The 19,741-nt window shown below is 65.9% G+C and carries 18 protein-coding genes; 12 read left to right on the top strand and 6 right to left on the bottom strand.

Features of this window, described 5'->3' with window-relative positions; all coding sequences use genetic code 11:
* Positions 1-73: 73 nt before the first annotated feature.
* From CBW24_RS01410 to CBW24_RS01400, 3 genes are all read left to right on the top strand, one after another.
* Entirely contained in the window at positions 74-1,141 is a 1,068-nt protein-coding gene (locus CBW24_RS01410; RefSeq protein WP_097372442.1) for an NAD(P)/FAD-dependent oxidoreductase, read from the top strand.
* A 71-nt stretch (positions 1,142-1,212) separates the two neighbouring features.
* The gene (locus CBW24_RS01405; RefSeq protein ID WP_097372441.1) at positions 1,213-2,868 is read left to right on the top strand and encodes a thiamine pyrophosphate-binding protein; all 1,656 of its coding nucleotides are present in this window, start codon (positions 1,213-1,215) and stop codon (positions 2,866-2,868) included.
* Positions 2,865-3,428, top strand: coding sequence for a GNAT family N-acetyltransferase (locus CBW24_RS01400; protein WP_097372440.1), 564 nt, complete (start codon positions 2,865-2,867; stop codon positions 3,426-3,428). The genes CBW24_RS01405 and CBW24_RS01400 overlap by 4 nt, the downstream gene beginning before the upstream one ends.
* Here CBW24_RS01400 and CBW24_RS01395 read toward each other — a convergent pair.
* Entirely contained in the window at positions 3,365-3,838 is a 474-nt protein-coding gene (locus CBW24_RS01395) for a GNAT family N-acetyltransferase (protein WP_097372439.1), read from the bottom strand. The genes CBW24_RS01400 and CBW24_RS01395 overlap by 64 nt on opposite strands.
* Before the next feature lie 223 nt (positions 3,839-4,061).
* Here CBW24_RS01395 and smc point away from each other — a divergent pair, with 223 nt between their 5' ends.
* Positions 4,062-7,517 carry a chromosome segregation protein SMC gene (gene smc / locus CBW24_RS01390; RefSeq protein WP_097372438.1) on the top strand — a complete coding sequence of 1,152 codons (3,456 nt, stop codon included), beginning with the start codon at positions 4,062-4,064 and terminating at the stop codon, positions 7,515-7,517.
* A 39-nt stretch (positions 7,518-7,556) separates the two neighbouring features.
* On the opposite strand, the gene CBW24_RS01385 is transcribed toward smc, so the two are convergent.
* Positions 7,557-8,735 carry an acetyl-CoA C-acyltransferase family protein gene (locus CBW24_RS01385; protein ID WP_097372437.1) on the bottom strand — a complete coding sequence of 393 codons (1,179 nt, stop codon included), beginning with the start codon at positions 8,733-8,735 and terminating at the stop codon, positions 7,557-7,559.
* 192 nt (positions 8,736-8,927) lie between these two features.
* On the opposite strand from CBW24_RS01385, the gene yaaA reads away from it, so the two are divergent.
* Positions 8,928-9,695 carry a peroxide stress protein YaaA gene (gene yaaA, locus CBW24_RS01380; protein WP_097372436.1) on the top strand — a complete coding sequence of 256 codons (768 nt, stop codon included), beginning with the start codon at positions 8,928-8,930 and terminating at the stop codon, positions 9,693-9,695.
* Between the two features lie 64 nt (positions 9,696-9,759).
* On the opposite strand, the gene serB is transcribed toward yaaA, so the two are convergent.
* Entirely contained in the window at positions 9,760-10,644 is an 885-nt protein-coding gene (serB, locus tag CBW24_RS01375; protein ID WP_097372435.1) for a phosphoserine phosphatase SerB, read from the bottom strand.
* 201 nt (positions 10,645-10,845) lie between these two features.
* Between serB and CBW24_RS01370 the strand changes: the two genes are divergently transcribed.
* Both CBW24_RS01370 and serA read left to right on the top strand, forming a co-directional pair.
* Positions 10,846-11,991: a phosphoserine transaminase gene (locus tag CBW24_RS01370; RefSeq protein WP_097372434.1), complete on the top strand. Its 1,146-nt coding sequence runs from the start codon at positions 10,846-10,848 to the stop codon at positions 11,989-11,991.
* A gap of 86 nt (positions 11,992-12,077) precedes the next feature.
* Positions 12,078-13,673, top strand: a complete 1,596-nt coding sequence (serA, locus tag CBW24_RS01365) for a phosphoglycerate dehydrogenase (protein WP_088662950.1) — start codon at positions 12,078-12,080, stop codon at positions 13,671-13,673.
* Between the two features lie 149 nt (positions 13,674-13,822).
* Here the strand turns inward: serA and CBW24_RS01360 are convergent, their stop codons facing one another.
* Positions 13,823-14,314 (bottom strand): c-type cytochrome, encoded by a 492-nt coding sequence (locus tag CBW24_RS01360; protein WP_097372433.1) that lies wholly within the window; start codon positions 14,312-14,314, stop codon positions 13,823-13,825.
* Between the two features lie 145 nt (positions 14,315-14,459).
* Here CBW24_RS01360 and idi point away from each other — a divergent pair, with 145 nt between their 5' ends.
* The 3 genes from idi (at position 14,460) to CBW24_RS01345 (ending at position 16,746) form a co-directional block, all read left to right on the top strand.
* On the top strand, positions 14,460-14,996 hold the full coding sequence (gene idi, locus CBW24_RS01355; RefSeq protein WP_232529992.1) for an isopentenyl-diphosphate Delta-isomerase: 537 nt from the start codon (positions 14,460-14,462) through the stop codon (positions 14,994-14,996).
* Between the two features lie 66 nt (positions 14,997-15,062).
* Positions 15,063-16,154 carry a class I SAM-dependent RNA methyltransferase gene (locus CBW24_RS01350; RefSeq protein WP_097372431.1) on the top strand — a complete coding sequence of 364 codons (1,092 nt, stop codon included), beginning with the start codon at positions 15,063-15,065 and terminating at the stop codon, positions 16,152-16,154.
* Between the two features lie 115 nt (positions 16,155-16,269).
* Positions 16,270-16,746, top strand: coding sequence for a L,D-transpeptidase family protein (locus CBW24_RS01345; RefSeq protein ID WP_088662954.1), 477 nt, complete (start codon positions 16,270-16,272; stop codon positions 16,744-16,746).
* 172 nt (positions 16,747-16,918) lie between these two features.
* Here the strand turns inward: CBW24_RS01345 and dalA are convergent, their stop codons facing one another.
* Positions 16,919-17,503 carry a divisome-associated lipoprotein DalA gene (dalA, locus tag CBW24_RS01340; RefSeq protein ID WP_097372430.1) on the bottom strand — a complete coding sequence of 195 codons (585 nt, stop codon included), beginning with the start codon at positions 17,501-17,503 and terminating at the stop codon, positions 16,919-16,921.
* Positions 17,504-17,668: 165 nt separating this feature from the next.
* Between dalA and CBW24_RS01335 the strand changes: the two genes are divergently transcribed.
* Both CBW24_RS01335 and CBW24_RS01330 read left to right on the top strand, forming a co-directional pair.
* Positions 17,669-18,241 (top strand): L,D-transpeptidase, encoded by a 573-nt coding sequence (locus CBW24_RS01335; RefSeq protein WP_097372429.1) that lies wholly within the window; start codon positions 17,669-17,671, stop codon positions 18,239-18,241.
* Positions 18,242-18,391: 150 nt separating this feature from the next.
* Positions 18,392-18,571, top strand: a complete 180-nt coding sequence (locus CBW24_RS01330; RefSeq protein WP_088662957.1) for a hypothetical protein — start codon at positions 18,392-18,394, stop codon at positions 18,569-18,571.
* Positions 18,572-18,687: 116 nt separating this feature from the next.
* Here the strand turns inward: CBW24_RS01330 and hemH are convergent, their stop codons facing one another.
* Positions 18,688-19,731: a ferrochelatase gene (hemH, locus tag CBW24_RS01325; RefSeq protein ID WP_097372428.1), complete on the bottom strand. Its 1,044-nt coding sequence runs from the start codon at positions 19,729-19,731 to the stop codon at positions 18,688-18,690.
* Positions 19,732-19,741: the final 10 nt, after the last annotated feature.

Below are 19,741 nucleotides of genomic sequence, written 5' to 3'. Positions count from 1 at the left end.
CGGCAATGGCGGTGCATGCCTGTGGCATGTATTGGCTCGGTTTCGCCCGGCAGCCCAAGGGAATGTGAGGTTCATGACACATGTAACGGTGCACGGGGCGGGCATTCTGGGGCTTGCCTGTAGCTTTGCCCTGTTGGAGCGCGGCGCGCGTGTGACCCTGCGCGACCCCCATGGCATCGGGGCTGGCGCGTCTGGTGGGATCGTCGGGGCGCTGGCCCCCCACACGCCGGAAAACTGGAACCCGAAGAAAGCCTTCCAATTCGATAGTCTGCTGGCTGCTGGCCCGTTTTGGCAGCGGGTGCGCCGCATCGGCGGTCGCGATCCCGGCTATGCCCGCAGCGGGCGGGTGCAGCCCATCCCGGACGCCCATGCACTCGATCTGGCGCGCGCCCGAACCGCCACAGCGGCGGAGCTTTGGGGTGCGCATGCCGTCTGGCAGGTGGTCCGCAGTGCCGATGCGCCCCTGCCCGCCGAATGGCGCCCCGAAAGCCCGACCGGCTGGCTGATCCACGACACCCTGAGTGGCCGCCTACACCCCGCACAGGCCTGCGCCGCGCTTGCCGCCGCGGTGACGGCGCTGGGGGGGCGCATCCTGACCGGCGTGGACTGTGCTGCACCCGTCGCGCCGGGGCCGCAGCTATGGGCCACCGGCTGGCAGGGCCTTGCGGACCTGTCCGAGGGCCGACCCCGCCCGCTGGGGGGCCCGATCAAGGGACAGGCGGCGCTGCTCGCCCCTGCAACGCCGCTGCCCAAGGATCTGCCGCAACTGTTCGTGGGCGGGCTACATGTCATTCCCCATGCTGACGGCAGCGTGGCCATCGGCGCCACCACCGAGCGGGACTATACAGATGCCCACGCGACCGATGCGGCGCTCGATCCGTTGATCGACGCCGCGCGCGCCGCCTGCCCGGCCCTGCGCGATGCGACCGTTTCGGCGCGATGGGCAGGGCTGCGGCCCCGTGCCCGATCTCGCGCACCGATGTTGGGTCAATGGCCCGACCGTCCCGGTCATTTCGTCGCCAATGGCGGCTTTAAGATCGGGTTCGGCATGGCCCCCGGCATCGCGACCTGCATGGCCGATCTGATTCTCGATGGTCGCGATCGCATTCCCGATGGCTTTCACGTCGAAGACAGCCTTTAGCACAGGCCGCGACCCTTGCGCTTCTGGCGCGGATTGCCCACGCTCCCGCCAACAGCAGGAGGAGACGGACGATGACGCGGCATGGTGGGCAGATCCTTGTGGATCAGTTGAAACTGAGAGGCGTGAACCGGGTGTTTTCCGTGCCCGGCGAAAGCTTCCTCGCGGCGCTCGACGCGCTGCACGACGCGGGCATCCAGAATATCGTCTGCCGTCAGGAAGGCGGCGCGGCAATGATGGCGGAGGCCGATGGCAAGTTGACCGGCCAGCCCGGCATTCTGTTCGTCACCCGTGGCCCCGGCGCGACAAATGCCGCCGCTGGCCTGCATGTCGCCCATCAGGACAGCACACCGATGATTTGCTTTGTCGGTCAGATCGGGCGCGGCGACCGGGATCGCGAAGCATTTCAGGAGGTCGATTTCCGCGCCATGTTCGGCACCGTGGTCAAGTGGGTCGCTGAAATCGACGACACCGCGCGTCTGCCGGAATATATCGACCGGGCATGGCGCATGGCGCTGTCGGGCCGTCCCGGCCCCGTGGTGCTGTCACTGCCCGAGGATATGCTGTCCGCGCAGGCCGACGTGCCCGACCGCCCCGCGCGCACGCTGGGCACCGATGCTGATTACTCCGCCTTTGCCGCGCAGGCGATGGAGCTTCTCGCCGGGGCGGAGCGTCCGCTTGTCGTCATCGGCGGTTCCGCATGGTCGCCGCAGGCCAATCGCGACATCGCCCGCTTTGCCGAGGCCGCAAACCTGCCTGTTGCCGCCGCTTTCCGCCGACAGGATTACATGGACAACCGCCATTCGCATTATGTGGGGGATCTGGGCGTCGGCATGAACCCCGCACTGGGCAAGGAACTGGCCGCCGCCGATGTGATCCTCGCCCTCGGCACCCGGCTGGGGGATTGTGTGACGGCGGGGTATAGCCTGCTTGACCCCGCCACCTTCGACGCCACGCTGATCCACGTTCACTCCGATCCCGATGAGCCGGGCCATGTCTATCCGCCGACCCTGTCGCTGGCCGCCCCCGCCGCGCGCGTGCTGGAGGCGCTGACCGAAGCCGCCGCGCCGCATTCGGGCACCGACCGGCTGCGCGACCTGCGCGCCGGGTTCGAGGCTTGGCAGACCCCGCGCGAAACCCCCGGTGACGTCAAACAGGAGGAGGTCATTCGCTGGCTGTCCGCCAACCTGCCCGAAGATGCGATCGTGACCAATGGCGCGGGCAACTACGCTGCATGGCTGCATCGCTACTTCACCTTCAAACGCTATAGCACACAGCTTGCCCCGACCTCCGGCTCGATGGGATACGGCTTTCCCGCCGCCATCGCCGCCAAGCTGCGCCACCCGGACCGGGACGTGGTTTGCATGGCGGGCGACGGCTGTTTCCAGATGACGCTGAATGAATTGTCCACGGCAGCGCAGCACGGCGCGGCGGTGATCACCGTGGTTATTAACAATGGGCGTTACGGCACCATCCGCATGCATCAGGAACGCACCTATCCCGGTCGTCCCAGCGGCACCGATCTGGCTAATCCCGATTTCGCCGCGCTGGCACGGGCCTATGGCGGTCACGGCGAAGCGGTCGTGCGCAGTCAGGATTTCCCCGCCGCGTTTGAACGGGCGCGAGCCTCAGGCCTGCCTGCGGTGATCGAATTGATGGTCGACGCAGAGGCGCTGACCCCCGGCCAGACCCTGACCCAAGCCCGCGCCATGGGAGAGGCGAAAGCGTGACGCTCACCCCCGCGATATGGCCGGCCGACCTGACCGAAGTGCGCGCGTTGTTCACCGAATACGCAGATTGGCTAACGCGGGATCACGGCATCGATCTGGCGCATGGGCAGGCGCTGGATCAAGAACTGGCGGAGCTTCCTGGCAGCTACGCCCCGCCTGCCGGTCAGCTGATTCTGGCGCGTGGCGAGGATAGTCTGCCGGGGGGCGGGCCGGCCCGTGGGGTGATCGCGTTCCGCCCCGGCCCCGCGCCCGACACTTGCGAAATTAAGCGGCTCTATGTCCGGCCCGCCGCGCGCGGCAGCGGGCTGGCGCGCCGCCTGATTGCTGAGATCCTCGATCACGCGCGGGCAGCAGGCTACGCCCGTGCCGTGCTGGACACCGCAGGCTTCATGTCCGGCGCGCAGGCGCTGTATGAGGCTGCGGGCTTTCGCGATATCCCGCCGTACTGGCCGAACCCGATTGCCCATGTGCCAATCCGCTACATGGGCGTCACACTTCAGGAGCCGGCGATGGCCGCTACATCCTTTTCCATGAATACCGAGCGCGGATCTTCGGAATAATCGCCAAACGGCCCGCGCGTCACAAAGCCGTGGCGCGCATAAAGCCTGTGCGCCGCGTCCAGCGTATCGCCGGTTTCCAGCCGCATAAGCGGTAATCCCGCCGCGCGGGCCGCGTCCTCCAGTGCCAGCATCAGCAATCGCCCCGTGCCCGAGCCACGCGCTTCGGGCGCGACGAACATGCTTTTGACCTCGCCATACCCCTCGCGCAGAGCTAACGCCGCACAGCCCAAGGCGACGCCATCCCGCTCTACCAGAAAGAACCGCACATCCGGCGCGGCCAGCGCTTCTACCGACAGGTAGTGGTTCGATTCCGCGGGAAACATCTGCTGCATCAGCGCATGGCTCGCGGCCAGCAGGGCGCGGGCGCCGGGTTCGGTCGGCGCGGCTTCGCGCAGGACGGGGTCTGACATCGGGTCACCTGTCGCATCTGGGTGTATTTTCCCCTACATGCGCCAGAACGCAGCGGATGGAAAAGCCCAAACCCAGCACTGCCATCGGCGCGCACCGCAGATATTGTGGATAACCGCCGAGAGCCTGCCAGATGATGGGTCTTAGGTTGACTTGGGCGCTGCATTTTCACAGGTTCAAAGATCATCGCCGCCTGACTCGTGGCACAACGAACGGACCCCCGCCTTGCGCTTCACCCGCCTCCGCCTCAACGGTTTCAAAAGCTTCGTCGACCCCACCGATCTGGTGATCGCGGACGGGCTGACCGGCGTTGTCGGCCCCAACGGCTGCGGCAAATCCAATCTGCTGGAAGCGCTGCGTTGGGTGATGGGTGAAAACCGGCCCTCCGCAATGCGTGGCGGCGGTATGGAAGACGTGATTTTTGCTGGCGCCTCCTCCCGCGGGGCGCGCAACTTTGCCGAGGTCGGCCTGATCATCGACAATGCCGAGCGGCTTGCCCCGGCGGGGTTCAATGACGCTGACCAGCTGGAAGTGATCCGCCGCATCACCCGCGACGCCGGATCTGCCTATAAGGCCAACACCCGCGACGTGCGTGCCCGCGATGTGCAGATGCTGTTTGCCGATGCCTCCACCGGGGCGCATTCGCCCGCGCTTGTGCGGCAAGGCCAGATTTCGGAGCTTATCAACGCCAAGCCGAAAGCACGCCGCCGCATCCTAGAAGAAGCCGCTGGCATTTCGGGTCTCTACCAGCGCCGCCACGAGGCGGAGCTGAAGCTCAACGCCGCCGAAACCAATCTGGCGCGCGTCGATGATGTGATCGAACAGCTTGCCAGTCAGCTTGCGTCGCTTGCCCGGCAGGCGCGACAGGCGGCCCGCTACCGCGAGATCGGCGCGGTGTTGCGTCAGGCCGAGGGGATGCTGTTCTACGGGCGCTGGCACGAGGCCGATACCCTGCGCGCGGCGGTTCATGCTGAATTGCGCGCCCGCTCCGCTGCCACCAGCAGCGCCGAAGCCGCGCAGAAGGCCGCCGCCGAACGGCGCGAGGCTGCCGATGTCGCGCTGCCGCCGCTGCGTGAGGAAGCCGCGATTGCCGCCGCTTTGTTGCAACGGCTCGAGGCCGAGCAGACCCAGCTGGCCGACGAAGACCGCCGCGCCGCCGAGGCGATCGGCACGCTGGACCGGCAGATCGGCCAGATGCGGCAAGACATTGCCCGCGAGGAGGGTCTGAACCGTGACGCGGGCGAAACCGTCGCCCGGCTGGACGCCGAAACCGAACGTCTGCGGCAGGCCGAGGACGGGCATGACGACCGCCTCGCCGCCGTGGTGGAGGATGCCCGCGCCGCTGCCGTGACGCTGGAGACGCAGGAAAACGCGCTGAGCCAGCAGACCGAGGATGTCGCTCGTCTTGCCGCGCGCCACCAATCCACGCACCGTTACCGCGACGACGCGCAGAAAACCCTGACCCGCCACGAAACCGAGGCCGCGACCGCCCGCACCAGCGTGACCGGAGCGCAGGAGGCCGTGACCCGCGCCGAAGCACAGGTCGCCGCCGCGACCGAGCGCCAGCATGCCGCCACGGCCGCAGCCGAAGCAGCCGAGACGGCATTGGTGCAGGCCGACGCCGCCCGAGCCGAATGCGCCACCCGCGAGGCCGACGCCCGCGCCGCGCGCTCCGCCGCCGAGGGCGAAGCAGGCGCGATCCGCGCCGAGGTGGCCGCCCTGTCGCGGCTCGTCGCGCGCGATCAGGACGGCGCCGGGCAGGTGCTGGATCTCCTGCGGGTCGATGCGGGCTACGAAAAAGCGCTGGGGGCCGCGCTGGCCGACGACCTGCGCGCGCCTGCCGTGACGGCTGACGCGGCGTCCGGGTGGACCGCGCTGCCGCTCTACGCCGCGCCGCAGGGGCTGCCCGAAGGGGCCGTGCCCCTGACCGGCCATATGCAGGTGCCCGACGTGCTGGCGCGCCGTATGGCCGAGGTCGGCTTGGTCGATGCCGCCGACGGGCCGCGCCTGCAACCTGCGCTGAAACCCGGCCAGCGTCTGGTGTCGATCGAAGGCGATCTGTGGCGCTGGGACGGGTATCGCGCGGGCGCCGAGGATGCGCCCACGGCCGCCGCGCTTCGCCTGCAACAACTGAACCGGCTGGCCGAGCTTCAGCGGGACCTCGACACGATCGAAGCGCGCGCCGCCGCCGCCCGGGACACCCACGAAACGCTGACCCGGCAACTCGCGGATCTGACCGCCGCCGACAAAGCGGCACGTCAGGCCCGCCGCGACGCGGACGCCGCCGTGACCGAGGCAAGCCGCGCCCAAAGCCGCGCCGAAAGCGACCGCAGCCTTGCCGGCACGCGCATGGACGCCGCCGAACTGGCCGTCGCCCGCCACGATGAAGAAGCCGCCGGTGCCCGCGCCCGCCTGCAAGAAGCGCAGGCGCAGGTTGATGACCTGCCTGATCTGGCCCATGCCCGCGCCGGGGTCGATGCGGCCCGCGCGGAGGTCGAAGAGGCCCGCCGCGCCATGATGGCCGCCCGTGCCGCGCAGGACGAACTGCGCCGCGCCGGAGAGGGCCGCGCTCGCCGTGCGCAGGCCATCACCCGTGAAATCGCCGACTGGCGTGAACGCCTGCGCAATGCCGAAAGTCGCAAGGCGGAGCTTGTCGCGCGGCTTGGCGCTTCCGAGGCCGAACTGGCCGCGGCCCGCGCCCGTCCCGCCGAACTGGCCGGTCGCCGCGAAACCCTTGCCGCCGATCTGGCAACGGCACAGACCCGCCGTGCCGCCGCGACCGAAGCCTTAAGCGGCGCCGAGGCTGCGTTCCGTGCCGCCGAACAGGCCGAGCGCGACGCGACCACCGCCGCGTCAGAAGCACGCGAAGCCCGCGCTGCCGCGCAAGCCCGCGCCGAAGCTGCCGATGCCGCCGTCGCCGCCGCTGCCCAGCGCATCGAGGAAGAACGGGACTGCACACCCGCAGAGCTGCTTGCCACGCTCGACACCGCCGTTGACGCGATGCCTGCCCCGGACCGGAGCGAGGCCGAAGTTCAGCGCCTGCGCCGCCAACGCGACGGTCTGGGAGCCGTGAACCTGCGCGCAGAGGAAGACCGGCGCGAGGTCGCGGGAGAGCACGATCTGCTGGTGCAGGAAAAGGCCGATCTGGAAGAGGCGATCCGGGCCTTGCGCACCGGCATCGCCGGGCTGAACAAGGAAGGCCGCGAACGGCTGCTGACCGCATTCGAGCAGGTGAACACCAATTTCGCCATGCTCTTTACCCATCTCTTCGGTGGCGGTCAGGCGCGGCTGGAACTGGTCGAAAGCGACGATCCGCTGGAAGCGGGCTTGGAGATCATGTGCATGCCGCCGGGCAAGAAATTGTCGACCCTGTCGCTACTTTCGGGCGGCGAACAGACGCTGACGGCACTCGCGCTGATCTTTGCGGTGTTCCTCGCCAACCCCGCGCCGATCTGCGTTCTGGACGAGGTCGACGCGCCGCTCGACGATGCCAACGTGACGCGGTTCTGCGACCTGCTGGACGAAATGTGCCGCCGCACCGACACCCGGTTCCTGATCATCACCCACCACGCCATCACGATGAGCCGGATGGATCGGCTGTTTGGCGTGACGATGCAGGAGCAGGGCGTCAGTCAGCTTGTGTCGGTCGACCTCAAGAAGGCCGAGCAGATGGTGGCCTGAGCCACCCTGCGCGTGCCTTCGTCTCTCAGGGCGCGCGCCTTAACCCACGGCCTCCAGCGCCAGCGCGATCCCCTGACCACCGCCGATGCACATGGTGACAAGCGCGCGCTTACCTCTGGTGCGGCGCAGCTCATAGAGCGCCTTGACCGTGATGATTGCGCCGGTCGCCCCCACCGGGTGGCCCAGCGCCACTGCGCCGCCATTGGGATTGACCCGCGCGGGATCGAAACCCAACGCAGCCGATACGGCGAGCGCCTGCGCGGCGAACGCCTCGTTCGATTCGATCACGTCGAAATCCGCGACGCTCAGGCCCGTGCGCTTTAGCAGCGCTTCGACCGCAGGCACGGGGCCGATGCCCATCACCTCGGGCCGCACCCCGGCATGGGCGTAGCCGATTACCCGCGCCATCGGCGTGACGCCTGCGGCCTCGGCCGCCTCCGCCCGCGCCAGCACCAGCGCCGCCGCGCCGTCGTTCAGCCCGGAGGCATTCCCCGCGGTCACGGTCCCCTCCTTGCGGAAGGCAGGGCGCAGGGCGGCAAGTTGTTCGGCGCTCGTCTTCTTGGGGTGTTCGTCCGTGTCAAAGCGGGTTTCACCACGTCGGGTCTGCTGCACCACCGGCACGATCTGCTCGGCAAAGCGGCCCTCCGCGATAGCGCGCGCGGCGCGGGTCTGGCTCTCCAGTGCGAACGCATCCTGTGCCTCCCGGCTCACGTCATGCTCAGCCGCGACGTTTTCCGCCGTCACCCCCATATGGCCAGTGCCGAACGGACAGTTCAGCGCGCCCAGCATCATGTCCTGCGCAGAGACATCGCCCATCTTCTGGCCCCACCGGGCCGCAGGCAGGATGTAGGGAGAGCGGCTCATGCTTTCCGCGCCGCCTGCCAGCGCGAAATCGGCATCGCCTAGCATCAGGCTCTGCACCGCCGAGATAATCGCCTGCACGCCCGAACCGCAGAGCCGGTTGACGTTCATCGCGGGCACGGTGTCGGGCACGCCCGCGCCCATCGCGGCGGCGCGGGACAGATACATATCGCGTGGCTCTGTATTGATGACATGCCCCATCACGACATGACCGATCCGGTCCGGGGCCACACCCGCCCGCTCGATTGCGGCAGTGCTGACGGTGGTGGCCAGATCGATCGGCGGCACGCCGGCGAGCGCCCCGCCGAAGCTGCCGATCGCGCTGCGCGCGCCGCTGACGATGACGATATCGCTCATGATGAACCTCCCATTTCGTGTTGCGGCCAAGCCTAGCGTGACACCTTCGCCCTGTCGCGCCAGCACCGCGCCACAGCACTGCTTGCGCCGCAACGTCACAGCGCGAAACGGCAGGTGGACACCGCTTCGTCAGCCGCTAGGTTGCGCGCCTGATCCGCCACCCGGCCTGCCCTGCACAGGAGTCTCCGCCCCATGCTCGTCGTGATTTCCCCCGCCAAGCGTCTGGATTGGTCCGACGCGCCTGGCCTGCGCCAGACCAAGCCGCGGATGCTGGAGGAGGCCAACGCGCTGGCACGCCGGATGAAGCGGCAATCGGGGCCGGATCTGATGGCGCTGATGGATATCAGCAAGGATCTCGCCGCGCTGAACCGCAAGCGCTTCACCGAATTTTCCGACGACCCCGCCGCCGGGGATACCCGCCCGGCGATGCGCGCTTTCGCGGGGGACACGTATCAGGGTCTCGATGCCGCGAGCCTTGACGAAGACGCGGTCCGCTGGGCTGACGATCATCTGCGCATCCTGTCGGGGCTCTACGGCCTGCTGCGCCCGCGCGACGCGATCCAGCCCTACCGGCTGGAAATGGGCACGCGGCTGGCCACCAATCGCGGCAAAAGTCTCTATGATTGGTGGGAAGACCGGATCGCGCTGCACCTGAACCGCGACGCCGAAAGCGCGGGCACGCGGTTGCTGGTGAACTGCGCCAGTCAGGAATATTTCACCGCCGCCGACCGCGACACGCTCGACCTTGACGTGGTCACCCCGGTTTTCCTCGAAGATAAGCCGGGCGGCCCGAAGATGGTGAGCTTCTACGCCAAGAAGGCACGTGGCGCGATGGCACGTTTCATTGTGGAACACCGCCTGACCGATGCGGATCAGCTGCGCGCGTTCGACCTTGGCGGCTACGCCTATCAGGCCGATCTGTCGGAGCCGGGCAAACCCGCCTTCCTACGCGCTGACTGACGCCCCACCACCCGCTGCGATGGCCCGGATGCTTGCGCAGCCGGGGCCATCGCAGCGGGGTAGATCAGCGCGCGGGCGTCGCGAAATCGTCTGCCGCATAGCCTTGGATATAGAGCAGCGCGGTCAGGTCGCCGTGGTTGATGCGGATGTCGCATTCCTTCTGCACCGAAGGCTTGGCATGCAGCGCCACCCCGGTGCCTGCAATGCCCAGCATCCCCAGATCGTTGGCACCATCCCCCACGGCGATCACGTCGCGCGGCGACAGGCCCAGCCGCTCGGTGATCTCATGCAGCGCGGCGATCTTGGCCTCGCGCCCCAGAATCGGCAGCACCACGCGCCCGGTGAGGCGACCGTTCTCGATGCCCAGCGTGTTGGCGCGGTGCTCGTCAAAGCCCAGATGCGCCGCGACATGCGAGGTGAACGCCGTGAACCCGCCTGAAACCAGCGCCGCATGCCCGCCCTGCGCCCGCATCGTCGCGATCAGGACATCGCCGCCCGCAGTGTAGGTGATACGCTCCGCCAGCACCCGCGCGATGACCGCCTCGTCGAGATCGGCCAACAGGCCGACCCGCTCGGTCAACGCGCCATCGAAATCCAGCTCGCCATTCATCGCCCGCGCGGTGATACCCGCGACCTTCTCGCCCACGCCAGCCTCGGCGGCCAGTTCATCAATGCATTCCTGCCCGATCATGGTGCTGTCCATATCTGCGAGCAGCATTTTGCGGCGGCGGTCGTCGCTGGGCTGGATCACCACGTCGATGGCGCGGGCCTGCATGTCTTCCCAGATCTGCCAGAGATTATCGGGGCGCTCGGGCAGGTCGAATTCTGCCGCGACGCCGCGCGCCAGCCATTTTGCCGCGCCGCCGCCCCAGCCATTGCGCAGCGCCTCCACGGTCGTCGCGTCGAGCGTCGGGGCGGACGGGTCAGTCAGCAGGGTCACGGTGAACATAGGCAGGGCTCCGGTAGTGGCGTCACGAAATCACGCCGTGAATACCCGCGAAGCGGCGGCGGTGCGAGCGACAATCCGCGCCGGGCACGCTGCAACCCGACGCTGCGGAAATTTCACTGGACAGGGGCGCGGCAAGGGACTAGGTGCGGCGGCGGGACACCTCTCCCCAACGAGAGGCGCTTATCTGGAAGGGTAGCATCCATGGCTATGACCACACCGGCAACGCGGCCGGCTAATCCGCGTTTCTCCTCGGGCCCCTGTGCCAAACCCCCCACCTTTACGCTGGATCAGCTTGCTGACGCGCCCTTGGGCCGCTCGCACCGTGCCGCCGTGGGCAAGGAGAAGCTGAAATCCGCAATCGAAACCACCCGCGACGTGCTGGGCGTGCCTGCTGATTACCATATCGGCATCGTTCCCGGTTCTGACACCGGCGCCGTCGAAATGGCGATGTGGTCGCTTCTGGGCGCGCGCAAGGCCACCATGCTGGCATGGGAAAGCTTCGGCGCAGGCTGGGTCACCGACGTGGTGAAACAGTTGAAGATCGACGCCGAGGTGAAGACCGCCGATTATGGTGAGATCGTCGACCTGACCACCGTCGATTTCGACACCGATGTCGTCTTTACCTGGAACGGCACTACCTCGGGCGTGCGCGTGCCCAATGGCGACGCGATCCCCGCCGACCGTGCCGGTCTAACGATCTGCGACGCGACTTCCGCCGCCTTCGCGCAGGAACTGCCGTGGGACAAGCTCGATGTCGTGACCTTCTCCTGGCAGAAAGCGCTGGGTGGCGAAGCTGCCCATGGCATGCTGATCCTGAGCCCCCGCGCGGTGGAACGGCTGGAAAGCTACACCCCCGCATGGCCGCTGCCGAAGATCTTTCGCCTGACCAAGGGCGGCAAGCTGATCGACGGCATTTTCCGCGGTGAGACGATCAACACGCCGTCGATGCTCTGTGTCGAGGATTACCTTGTCGCGCTGGACTGGGCGAAATCGGTCGGTGGACTTGAAGGCATGATCGCCCGGGCTGACGCAAACACCGCCGTCATCGCGGATTTTGTCGACACCCACGATTGGCTTGAATTCCTCGCTGCCGAGCCGGCGATCCGGTCCAACACCTCCGTCTGCCTGAAATTCGCCGATGCGCGCATTCAGGACGGGGCCGCCTTTGCCAAGGCTGTGGCCAAACGGCTGGAGGCCGAGGGCGTGGCGCTGGATATCGGGGCTTACCGCGATGCGCCTGCCGGTCTGCGGATCTGGTGCGGTGCCACCGTCGAGACCGCCGATCTCGAAGCGCTGATGCCTTGGCTCGAATGGGCCTTCGAGGCCGAGATCGCCGCGCAGGCCTGATCTTTTTGATCTGACTGACGGGCAGGAGGCATCGCGCCGCCCTGCCCGCCCCTCTCCGAATTTTCGCTTTTCAGGAGGAGCCCGACATGGCCCCCAAAGTTCTCGTCTCCGATAAACTGTCGGAAACCGCTGTTCAGATCTTCCGTGACCGTGGCATCGACGTCGATTTCGAACCGAACCTCGGCAAGGACAAAGACCGTCTGGCCGAAGTGATCGGTCAGTATGACGGTCTTGCCATCCGCTCGGCCACCAAGGTCACCGACAAGATCCTCGCCAATGCCGACAACCTAAAGGTCATCGCCCGCGCCGGGATCGGTGTCGACAACATCGACATCCCCGCCGCCTCCGCCAAGGGCGTGATCGTGATGAACACCCCCTTCGGCAACATGATCACCACCGCCGAACATGCCATCGCGATGATGTTCGCCGTGGCACGTCAGATCCCCGAAGCATCGGCCTCCACCCATGCGGGCAAGTGGGAAAAGTCGAAGTTCATGGGCGTTGAGCTGACCGCCAAGACGCTGGGCGTGATCGGTGCCGGCAATATCGGTGGCATCGTCTGCGACCGCGCCAACGGGCTGAAAATGAAGGTCATCGCTTATGATCCCTTCCTGTCCGAAGAGCGCGCGGCGAAGCTGGGTGTGACCAAGGTGGAACTGGACGAGCTGTTCAAGCGCTCGGACTTCATCACCCTGCATGTCCCGATGACCGACAAGACCCGCAACATCATCAACGCCGACGCGATCGCGAAGATGAAAGACGGCGTCCGCATCATCAACTGCGCCCGCGGTGGTCTGGTCGATGAGGCCGCGCTGGCCGAGGGTCTGAAATCCGGCAAGGTCGCCGGTGCGGCATTCGACGTGTTCGAAACCGAGCCCGCCACCGACAGCCCGCTGTTCAACCTGCCCAACGTGGTCTGCACCCCGCATCTGGGCGCATCGACTACCGAAGCACAGGAGAACGTGGCCCTTCAGGTTGCCGAACAGATGTCCGACTACCTGCTGACCGGCGCTGTCACCAACGCGCTGAACATGCCGTCGGTCACCGCCGAAGAAGCTAAGGTCATGGGCCCGTGGGTCAAGCTGGCCGAGCATCTGGGTGCCTTCGTCGGGCAGCTCACCGATGAGCCGATCGAGTCGATCGCGATCACCTATGATGGCCACGCGGCGCAACTGAACCTCGATGCACTGGGCTGCGCCGTGATCGCCGGTGTCATGAAAGCGTCGAACCCGGACGTGAACATGGTGTCCGCCCCGCTTCAGGCCGCCAACCGTGGGATCAAGATTTCCCGCACCACGCAGGCCAAGACCGGCGTGTTCGACGGCTATGTGAAGCTGACGGTGAAAACCCCGTCGAAAGAGCGCTCCATCGCCGGGACCGTGTTCTCCGACGGCAAGCCGCGCTTCATTCAGATCAAGGGCATCAACATCGACGCCGAGATTGGCGCGCATATGCTCTACACCACCAACCAGGACATGCCGGGCATGATCGGCACACTGGGCGGCACACTGGGCGAGAACGGCGTGAACATCGCCAACTTCACCCTTGGCCGTTCGGAAGTGGGCAAGGATGCGATCGCTCTGCTCTATGTTGACGGTCGCGTGCCGGACAACGTGCTGGAGAAGCTGAAAGCCACGGGCCTGTTCCAGCAGGTGCGCCCTCTGGCCTTCGACGTCGCTTAAGCGAGACACTTCATAACGAAATGGAAACGGCGCCCGCCTGGGCGCCGTTTTTGCTTGTCCGGGGGCCGGCGGGGGAACGCTCTCCGCGATTGCCTCAGGAGGTGCGCATACCGGCGCCTCGCGGTGCAACGTCCGCAGCCCGGTGGCCATTACTTCTCGGCTGTTTCCTCAAGCGCGGGGTTCAGGCTGGCGAGATAGGCAAAGATATCGGCCGCATCCTCGGGTTTGCGCACTTTGAACGACATTTTGGAGCGGGCGGAGCCGTCCTCGGTCACGTCGCGCAGAAAACCCGTCGGGTCCTGCACATAGGCGGTGAAATGCGCCTCGGTCCATGTCACGCCCTGCGCGCCAGCCAACTCCATCCCCTTGCCATACCGGAAATCTTCGTCCTGAGCGGCGGTGCGATAGGGCACAGGAAACAGGTTGGGACCGGTGCGCCCGTTGCGCCCTGCGAGCTTCTCGCCCTCATCATTCACCACGACATGACACGCGACGCATTGACGGTTGAAGGCCGTTTCGCCCGCCTCCACATCCCCGGTCGGTGCGATCATTTCCGCTTGCTCCTCCGCCTGAAGCGCGGTGACGCCGGTGAGCAGGATGGGGGTGGCAAGGGCGCTGGCAATGAGGCTGGCTCGGATCATGAAGGTCTCTCCCAAGTTTCGGTCTGCGAGGGGATAATGACCCGCCCGGCGGGCTTATCAACCGGGTGAGGTGTCGCGCCCCGACCGTCGCATCCCGCAGGCAGCTATGCTACGCAGCGACGAGTGCCCACCCGGAGACGAAACCTTGTCCATACCAGAGTCCGCCGTCGACACCCTGATCCCCGCTTGGGAAGACGGTCGGCTGCAACCGGTCGATAAGCTTGCCGTGCATCAGCGCGGGTTACGGCACCGGGCCGTGTCGGTTTTTGTACTGCGTGGCCACGAATTGCTGATCCAGCAGCGCGCGGCGCAGAAATACCACACCCCCGGTCTATGGGCGAACACCTGCTGCACCCATCCCCATTGGGATGAGGCCCCCGCAGACTGTGCCCGCCGAAGACTGAAGGAGGAGTTGGGCATAACCGGTCTGGACCTGCAGCCGCGCGGGCAGATCGAATACCGCGCAGATGTCGGCGGCGGCATGATCGAACACGAGGTCGTCGATCTGTTCCTTGCCCGCCCCGACCATGCCCCCCGCATCGCCCCCGATCCCGCGGAGGTCGCGCAGGTGGCGTGGGTTGACCTGACCACATTGCAGGACCGCATCGCCGCCGAGCCGGACCAGTTCACGCCGTGGCTGCGGATCTACATGGCGCAACACCTGCCGCTGATCCTCGGCTGACGCGGGCTCTCGCCATGCGCGCCTGTGTCGGGTAGAGCAGCGCCAGCCCCGCAAACCCGGATCGCCATGATGTATTTGCCCGACATTCCCGAAGACGCCCGCCAGACCCCGCCGTGCCCCCATTACGGGCGCTGCGGCGGCTGTTCGCTGCAGGAGGCACAGGAAGGCTGGCTGGCGGAGTGGAAAACCGGGCAGGTGCGCCGGGCGCTGGAAGCCCAAGGGCTGGAGGCCGAATTCCTCGCCCCGCATATTTCCCCCCCGATGAGCCGCCGCCGCGCGGTGTTTGCGGGCACCCGCACCAAGAAAGGCGCGATTGTCGGCTTCCACGGCCGGGCGTCGCATACGTTGTTTCCGGTGCCTGACTGTCAGGTGGTGCGCCCTGCACTTACCGCCGCCCTGCCTGGGCTGGAGGCGCTGACGCGGACCGTTGCCTCACGCAAGGGCGAGGTCACGATCACCGTCTCTGAAAGCGCGGCAGGCCCGGATGTGGCTCTGCGCGGGGGTAAGGCCCCCGACGGGCCGATGCGCATTGCATTGGCGGCGCTGGCGCAGGAACACGGCTTTGCCCGGCTCAGCCTCGACGGTGAGGTTCTGGTGACCCTCGCCGCGCCGGAACAGGATTTCGACGGGATCGCGGTGGTGCCGCCGCCGGGCGCATTTTTACAAGCCACCCGCGACGGCGAAGCAGCCCTGCGCGACGGGGTGGCACGGGCGCTGACCGGCGCGAAACGTGTGGCGGACCTGTTTGCCGGGTCCGGCACATTTGCGCTGCCGCTTGCGCGCAAGACCGAGGTGCACGCGGTCGAAGGCTCCGCCGCGATGGTGCAGGCGCTGGATCGCGCTTGGCGCCATGCCAGCGGCTTGCGCCCCGTGACGACCGAGGCACGCGACCTCTTTCGCCGCCCGCTGACGCCCGAAGATCTGAAGAAATTCGACGGTGTCGCCATCGACCCACCCCGCGCGGGCGCGGAGGCTCAATGCGCGGAGATCGCGGCATCCGGGGTGTCCCGCGTCGGCTTCGTATCCTGCAATCCGGTCACTTTTGCCCGCGATGCCAAACAGTTGATTGGCGCAGGCTTCCGCATAGATTGGCTGCGGGTCGTGGATCAATTCCGCTGGTCGACCCATATCGAACTGGTCGCGGGGCTGAGCCGCTAGGCCATCACGCGAATTTGTGAATGTCGCGAGGCGCAGTGATCGGGTAGTCTTTCTGGACAACACGAATCCAAAATTCGGGACATCGGCAGTGAAATTTCTTCCTCGCAGAGCAGTGATGTTCGGCGCGCTCGCGCTGGCACTTTCGGCCTGCTCGAACAAGTTCAGAACGTATAACGGCCCCGAAGTGACCCGCGTCGCGGTGTTCAAGGGCCGCCGTGAGATGTATCTTCTGCACCACGAAGAGGTGCTGAAGAAATACGAGATCGACTTGGGCTTTAATCCCGTCGGGCACAAGTTTCAGGAAGGCGACGGGCGCACGCCCGAGGGCCGTTACCTGATCGACCGCCGCAATCCGAACAGCGCGTTTTACCTGTCGATCGGGATTTCCTATCCCAACGAGGCCGACGTGGCCCGGGCCAAGGCGTTTGATGTGCGTCCGGGCGGGGACATCTTTATCCACGGGGGTCCGCGCAAAGGCCGCGACCGCGGGGGTAAGGACTGGACCGCCGGATGCATTTCCGTCTCGGACCGGCAGATGGAAGACATCTATGCCATGGTTCGTGACGGCACGCTGATCGACATCTATCCCTAAAACCTGCTGCGTGGCGCAATGCGCCGCGCGCCACGTCCCCCGCCTGCGGGTGTCGCGCCGCTTTGTGCCGCAGCACATATGCGTCCGCCCGCGCGATCAGGAACCTGATGCGCAGGCGGGCCAATCAAAACATATCCCAATCCGTCAGATCAGCAGGCTGATGCCTGCCGGATCAGAAGCTGCTGACCGTGATCTGCTCGGGCGCCGAGGGGGCGGCAAAGCCCTGTTCGGCGATGAAGCTGGTCTGCGCCTGCGGGGCACCGGTCACCAACGTCCACCAGATCTTGCCGCTGGCCTCTTGGAACCACGAAATACCCAGTTCGCGCGCTTCGCGGTTCAGGATCACCTCACGCGTAGCAGGCTCCTGCATCCACGCGGCAAGGGTTTCCAGCTCGGTCTCATAAGTCTCGGAGATGTTCTCGCCGAGGAACTTGCCCGAATAGCCCGCGCGGCGGGCCCGGTCGAGCGGCGAAGATCCGTCGGAGCCGAAGTGCCACGGACGGTTCTGGACCGACATGTCCCGGCTGTGGGTGGCGGCGGCTGCGTTCAATTGCGAATTCAACTGCAGCGGCGCAGCACCGGAAGCCTGACGCAGACTGTTCACGGAATCGAGCATCCGGATCGGGATTTCGCCCGCCTCGCGTGCGGAAATGCGATAGACCTGCGTGCCGCCCTGCGTGTCGTAGCTGGATGGTGCCGGAGCACAAGCCGCAAGTGTCAGACCGAACGCGACCAGCAGCAAAAGACGTCGTAGCATTGATCATACCCATCAAAGAATCCCGCGACACCTTTATAAGCTTGGTCAAGCAGGATCAAACGCTTCCGCCGCGCGATCGGCGACACCGCGCCGTCGGGTTTGCCGAAACCCTTGCTGCGCACTATGATCACGCAAGGTGACATTTTCGATAGTGAGGGTTTAACGATGGCCCGTTCCCACCAATGGCGCCCGGGTCGGCGCCACTTTCTGACCACTTCCGCCGCTGCCGCATGTTCTGCGTTTCTTGCCGCCCCCGCCGTGCGGGCGCAGGAGGTCACGCGCAATATGTCGAGCTTCCGTGCCGTCGACTGGCGGCCGCATTTCTCGTCTCTGCGCAATGGCGCGGTGCTGGTGGACACCACATCCCGCGCGCTGCATTTCTGGAGCGAGGATAAACGCACCTATCGGCTCTATCCGACCTCGGTGCCGATGACGGAGGATCTGACCCGACGCGGGCGCACCTCCATCGTGCGGAAGGTCGTGGGGCCCAGCTGGTCGCCCACCCCGAGCATGAAAAAGCGCAATCCCGAATGGCCCGACTATGTGCCCCCCGGTCCGGACAACCCGCTGGGCACCCATGCGCTCTATCTCGGCTGGACCTATTACCGCATCCACGGCACCCATGACACGCGCAAGATCGGGCGCAGGTCATCGAACGGATGCATCGGACTTTATAACGAAAACATCGCCGAACTCTTCGCCCTGACACGGCCCGGAACGCAGGTGTTGCTTATTTGACGACATCGCAGGGCAACCAAATCCCTGCGATGCAAGGCAGATTGCAAAAAGACATGCCCTCTGCAAATGATCGAACCACGAGGTACAGTCTTGGGTGCGTGGGGCATCCTCAATTTACATGCCCCCACGCGATAACTGGAGGTTTACTCTATGAAAAAAGTTGCTCTCGCTGCGGCTCTGTCCGTTGCTGCTACTACCGCTTTCGCTGGTGGCTACGAAGAACCCATCATCGAGCCGGAAATCATCGTTGAGGACACCTCGTCCTCCAACGCTGGCGTCCTGGTCCCGATCCTGGTTCTGGTGCTGCTCGCCGCTGCTGCTTCTTCCTAATTCGAAGCGCATCGTAAAATCGGAAAGGGCGGAGGCGCAAGCCTTCGCCTTTTTCTTTGGCATTTTCTTGCCGGGCCGCCGCGGATCAGACCGTCCGCGCCGCACCCGGCAACAGATCAGACCCAGCCGCCGAGGTTTTCGACGATCACGTTGGTCAGCGCCTCGATATGCGCCGCGTCGTCGTTAAGACAGGGAATGTAGGTGAAGCTTTCACCTCCTGCATGCTCGAAGCTCTCGCGGATCTCCTCGTTGATTTCTTCCAGCGTTTCGATGCAGTCGGCGGAGAAGGCTGGCGCGATTACCGCGATCCGTTTCTTGCCGCGCTCCGCCAGTCGGGCGACTTCCTCTACCGTATAGGGCTGCAACCATTCCTCAGGGCCGAACTTCGACTGGAACGTCGTGGTGATCCAGTCATCCGCCCAGCCCAGACGCTCCTTCAGCAGCCGCGTCGTTTTCTGACACTGGCAATGGTAGGGGTCGCCCTCCAACAAATAACGCTTTGGCACGCCGTGATAGGAACAGACGAGAATATCGGGGGTCTGCTCCATCGCGCCATAGGCCCGCTCCACCGATTGTGCCAAGGCATCGATATAGTCGGTGCGGTCGAAATAGGGCGGCACGGTGCGCGAGGCAGGCTGCCATTTCAGGGTTTTGAGCGCGTCAAAGAACTTGTCATTGGCGGTCGCCGTCGTCGCCCCCGCATATTGCGGATAAAGCGGGAAGAACAGGATCCGGTCGCAGCCCTTGGCCTGAAGCTCCGCCACTTTCGACGGGGTAGACGGATTGCCATAGCGCATGCAGAAATCGACCTCGACCCGGTCCCCGAACCGCGCGGTCAGCGCGGCGCGCAGGGCATCCGTCTGCTGGCGAGTGATCGTCATGAGCGGGCTTTCGTCCAGCTCCTCGTTCCAGATCGTCTTATACGCCGCGCCGGAGGCAAAGGGCCGCTTGGTCAGCACGATCCCCTGCAGGATCGGCTGCCATTTCCACGCCGGGTAATCGATCACCCGCTTGTCGGACAGAAATTCATTCAGGTAGCGCCGCATCGACCAGTAGTCGGTGCCGTCAGGCGTGCCGAGATTTGCCACCAGCACGCCGATTTTCGGTTTGCGGACCGGGGGGTGGTCTGCCGGAAGGGGGCCGATATCGGTCTGGTGCATGTGGTCGTCC

The sequence above is a fragment of the Pacificitalea manganoxidans genome (assembly GCF_002504165.1).
Taxonomy (GTDB): Bacteria; Pseudomonadota; Alphaproteobacteria; order Rhodobacterales; family Rhodobacteraceae; genus Pacificitalea; species Pacificitalea manganoxidans.
The sequence above is the reverse complement of the archived record's forward strand: the minus strand, read 5'-3'. Positions and strand labels throughout refer to the sequence as shown.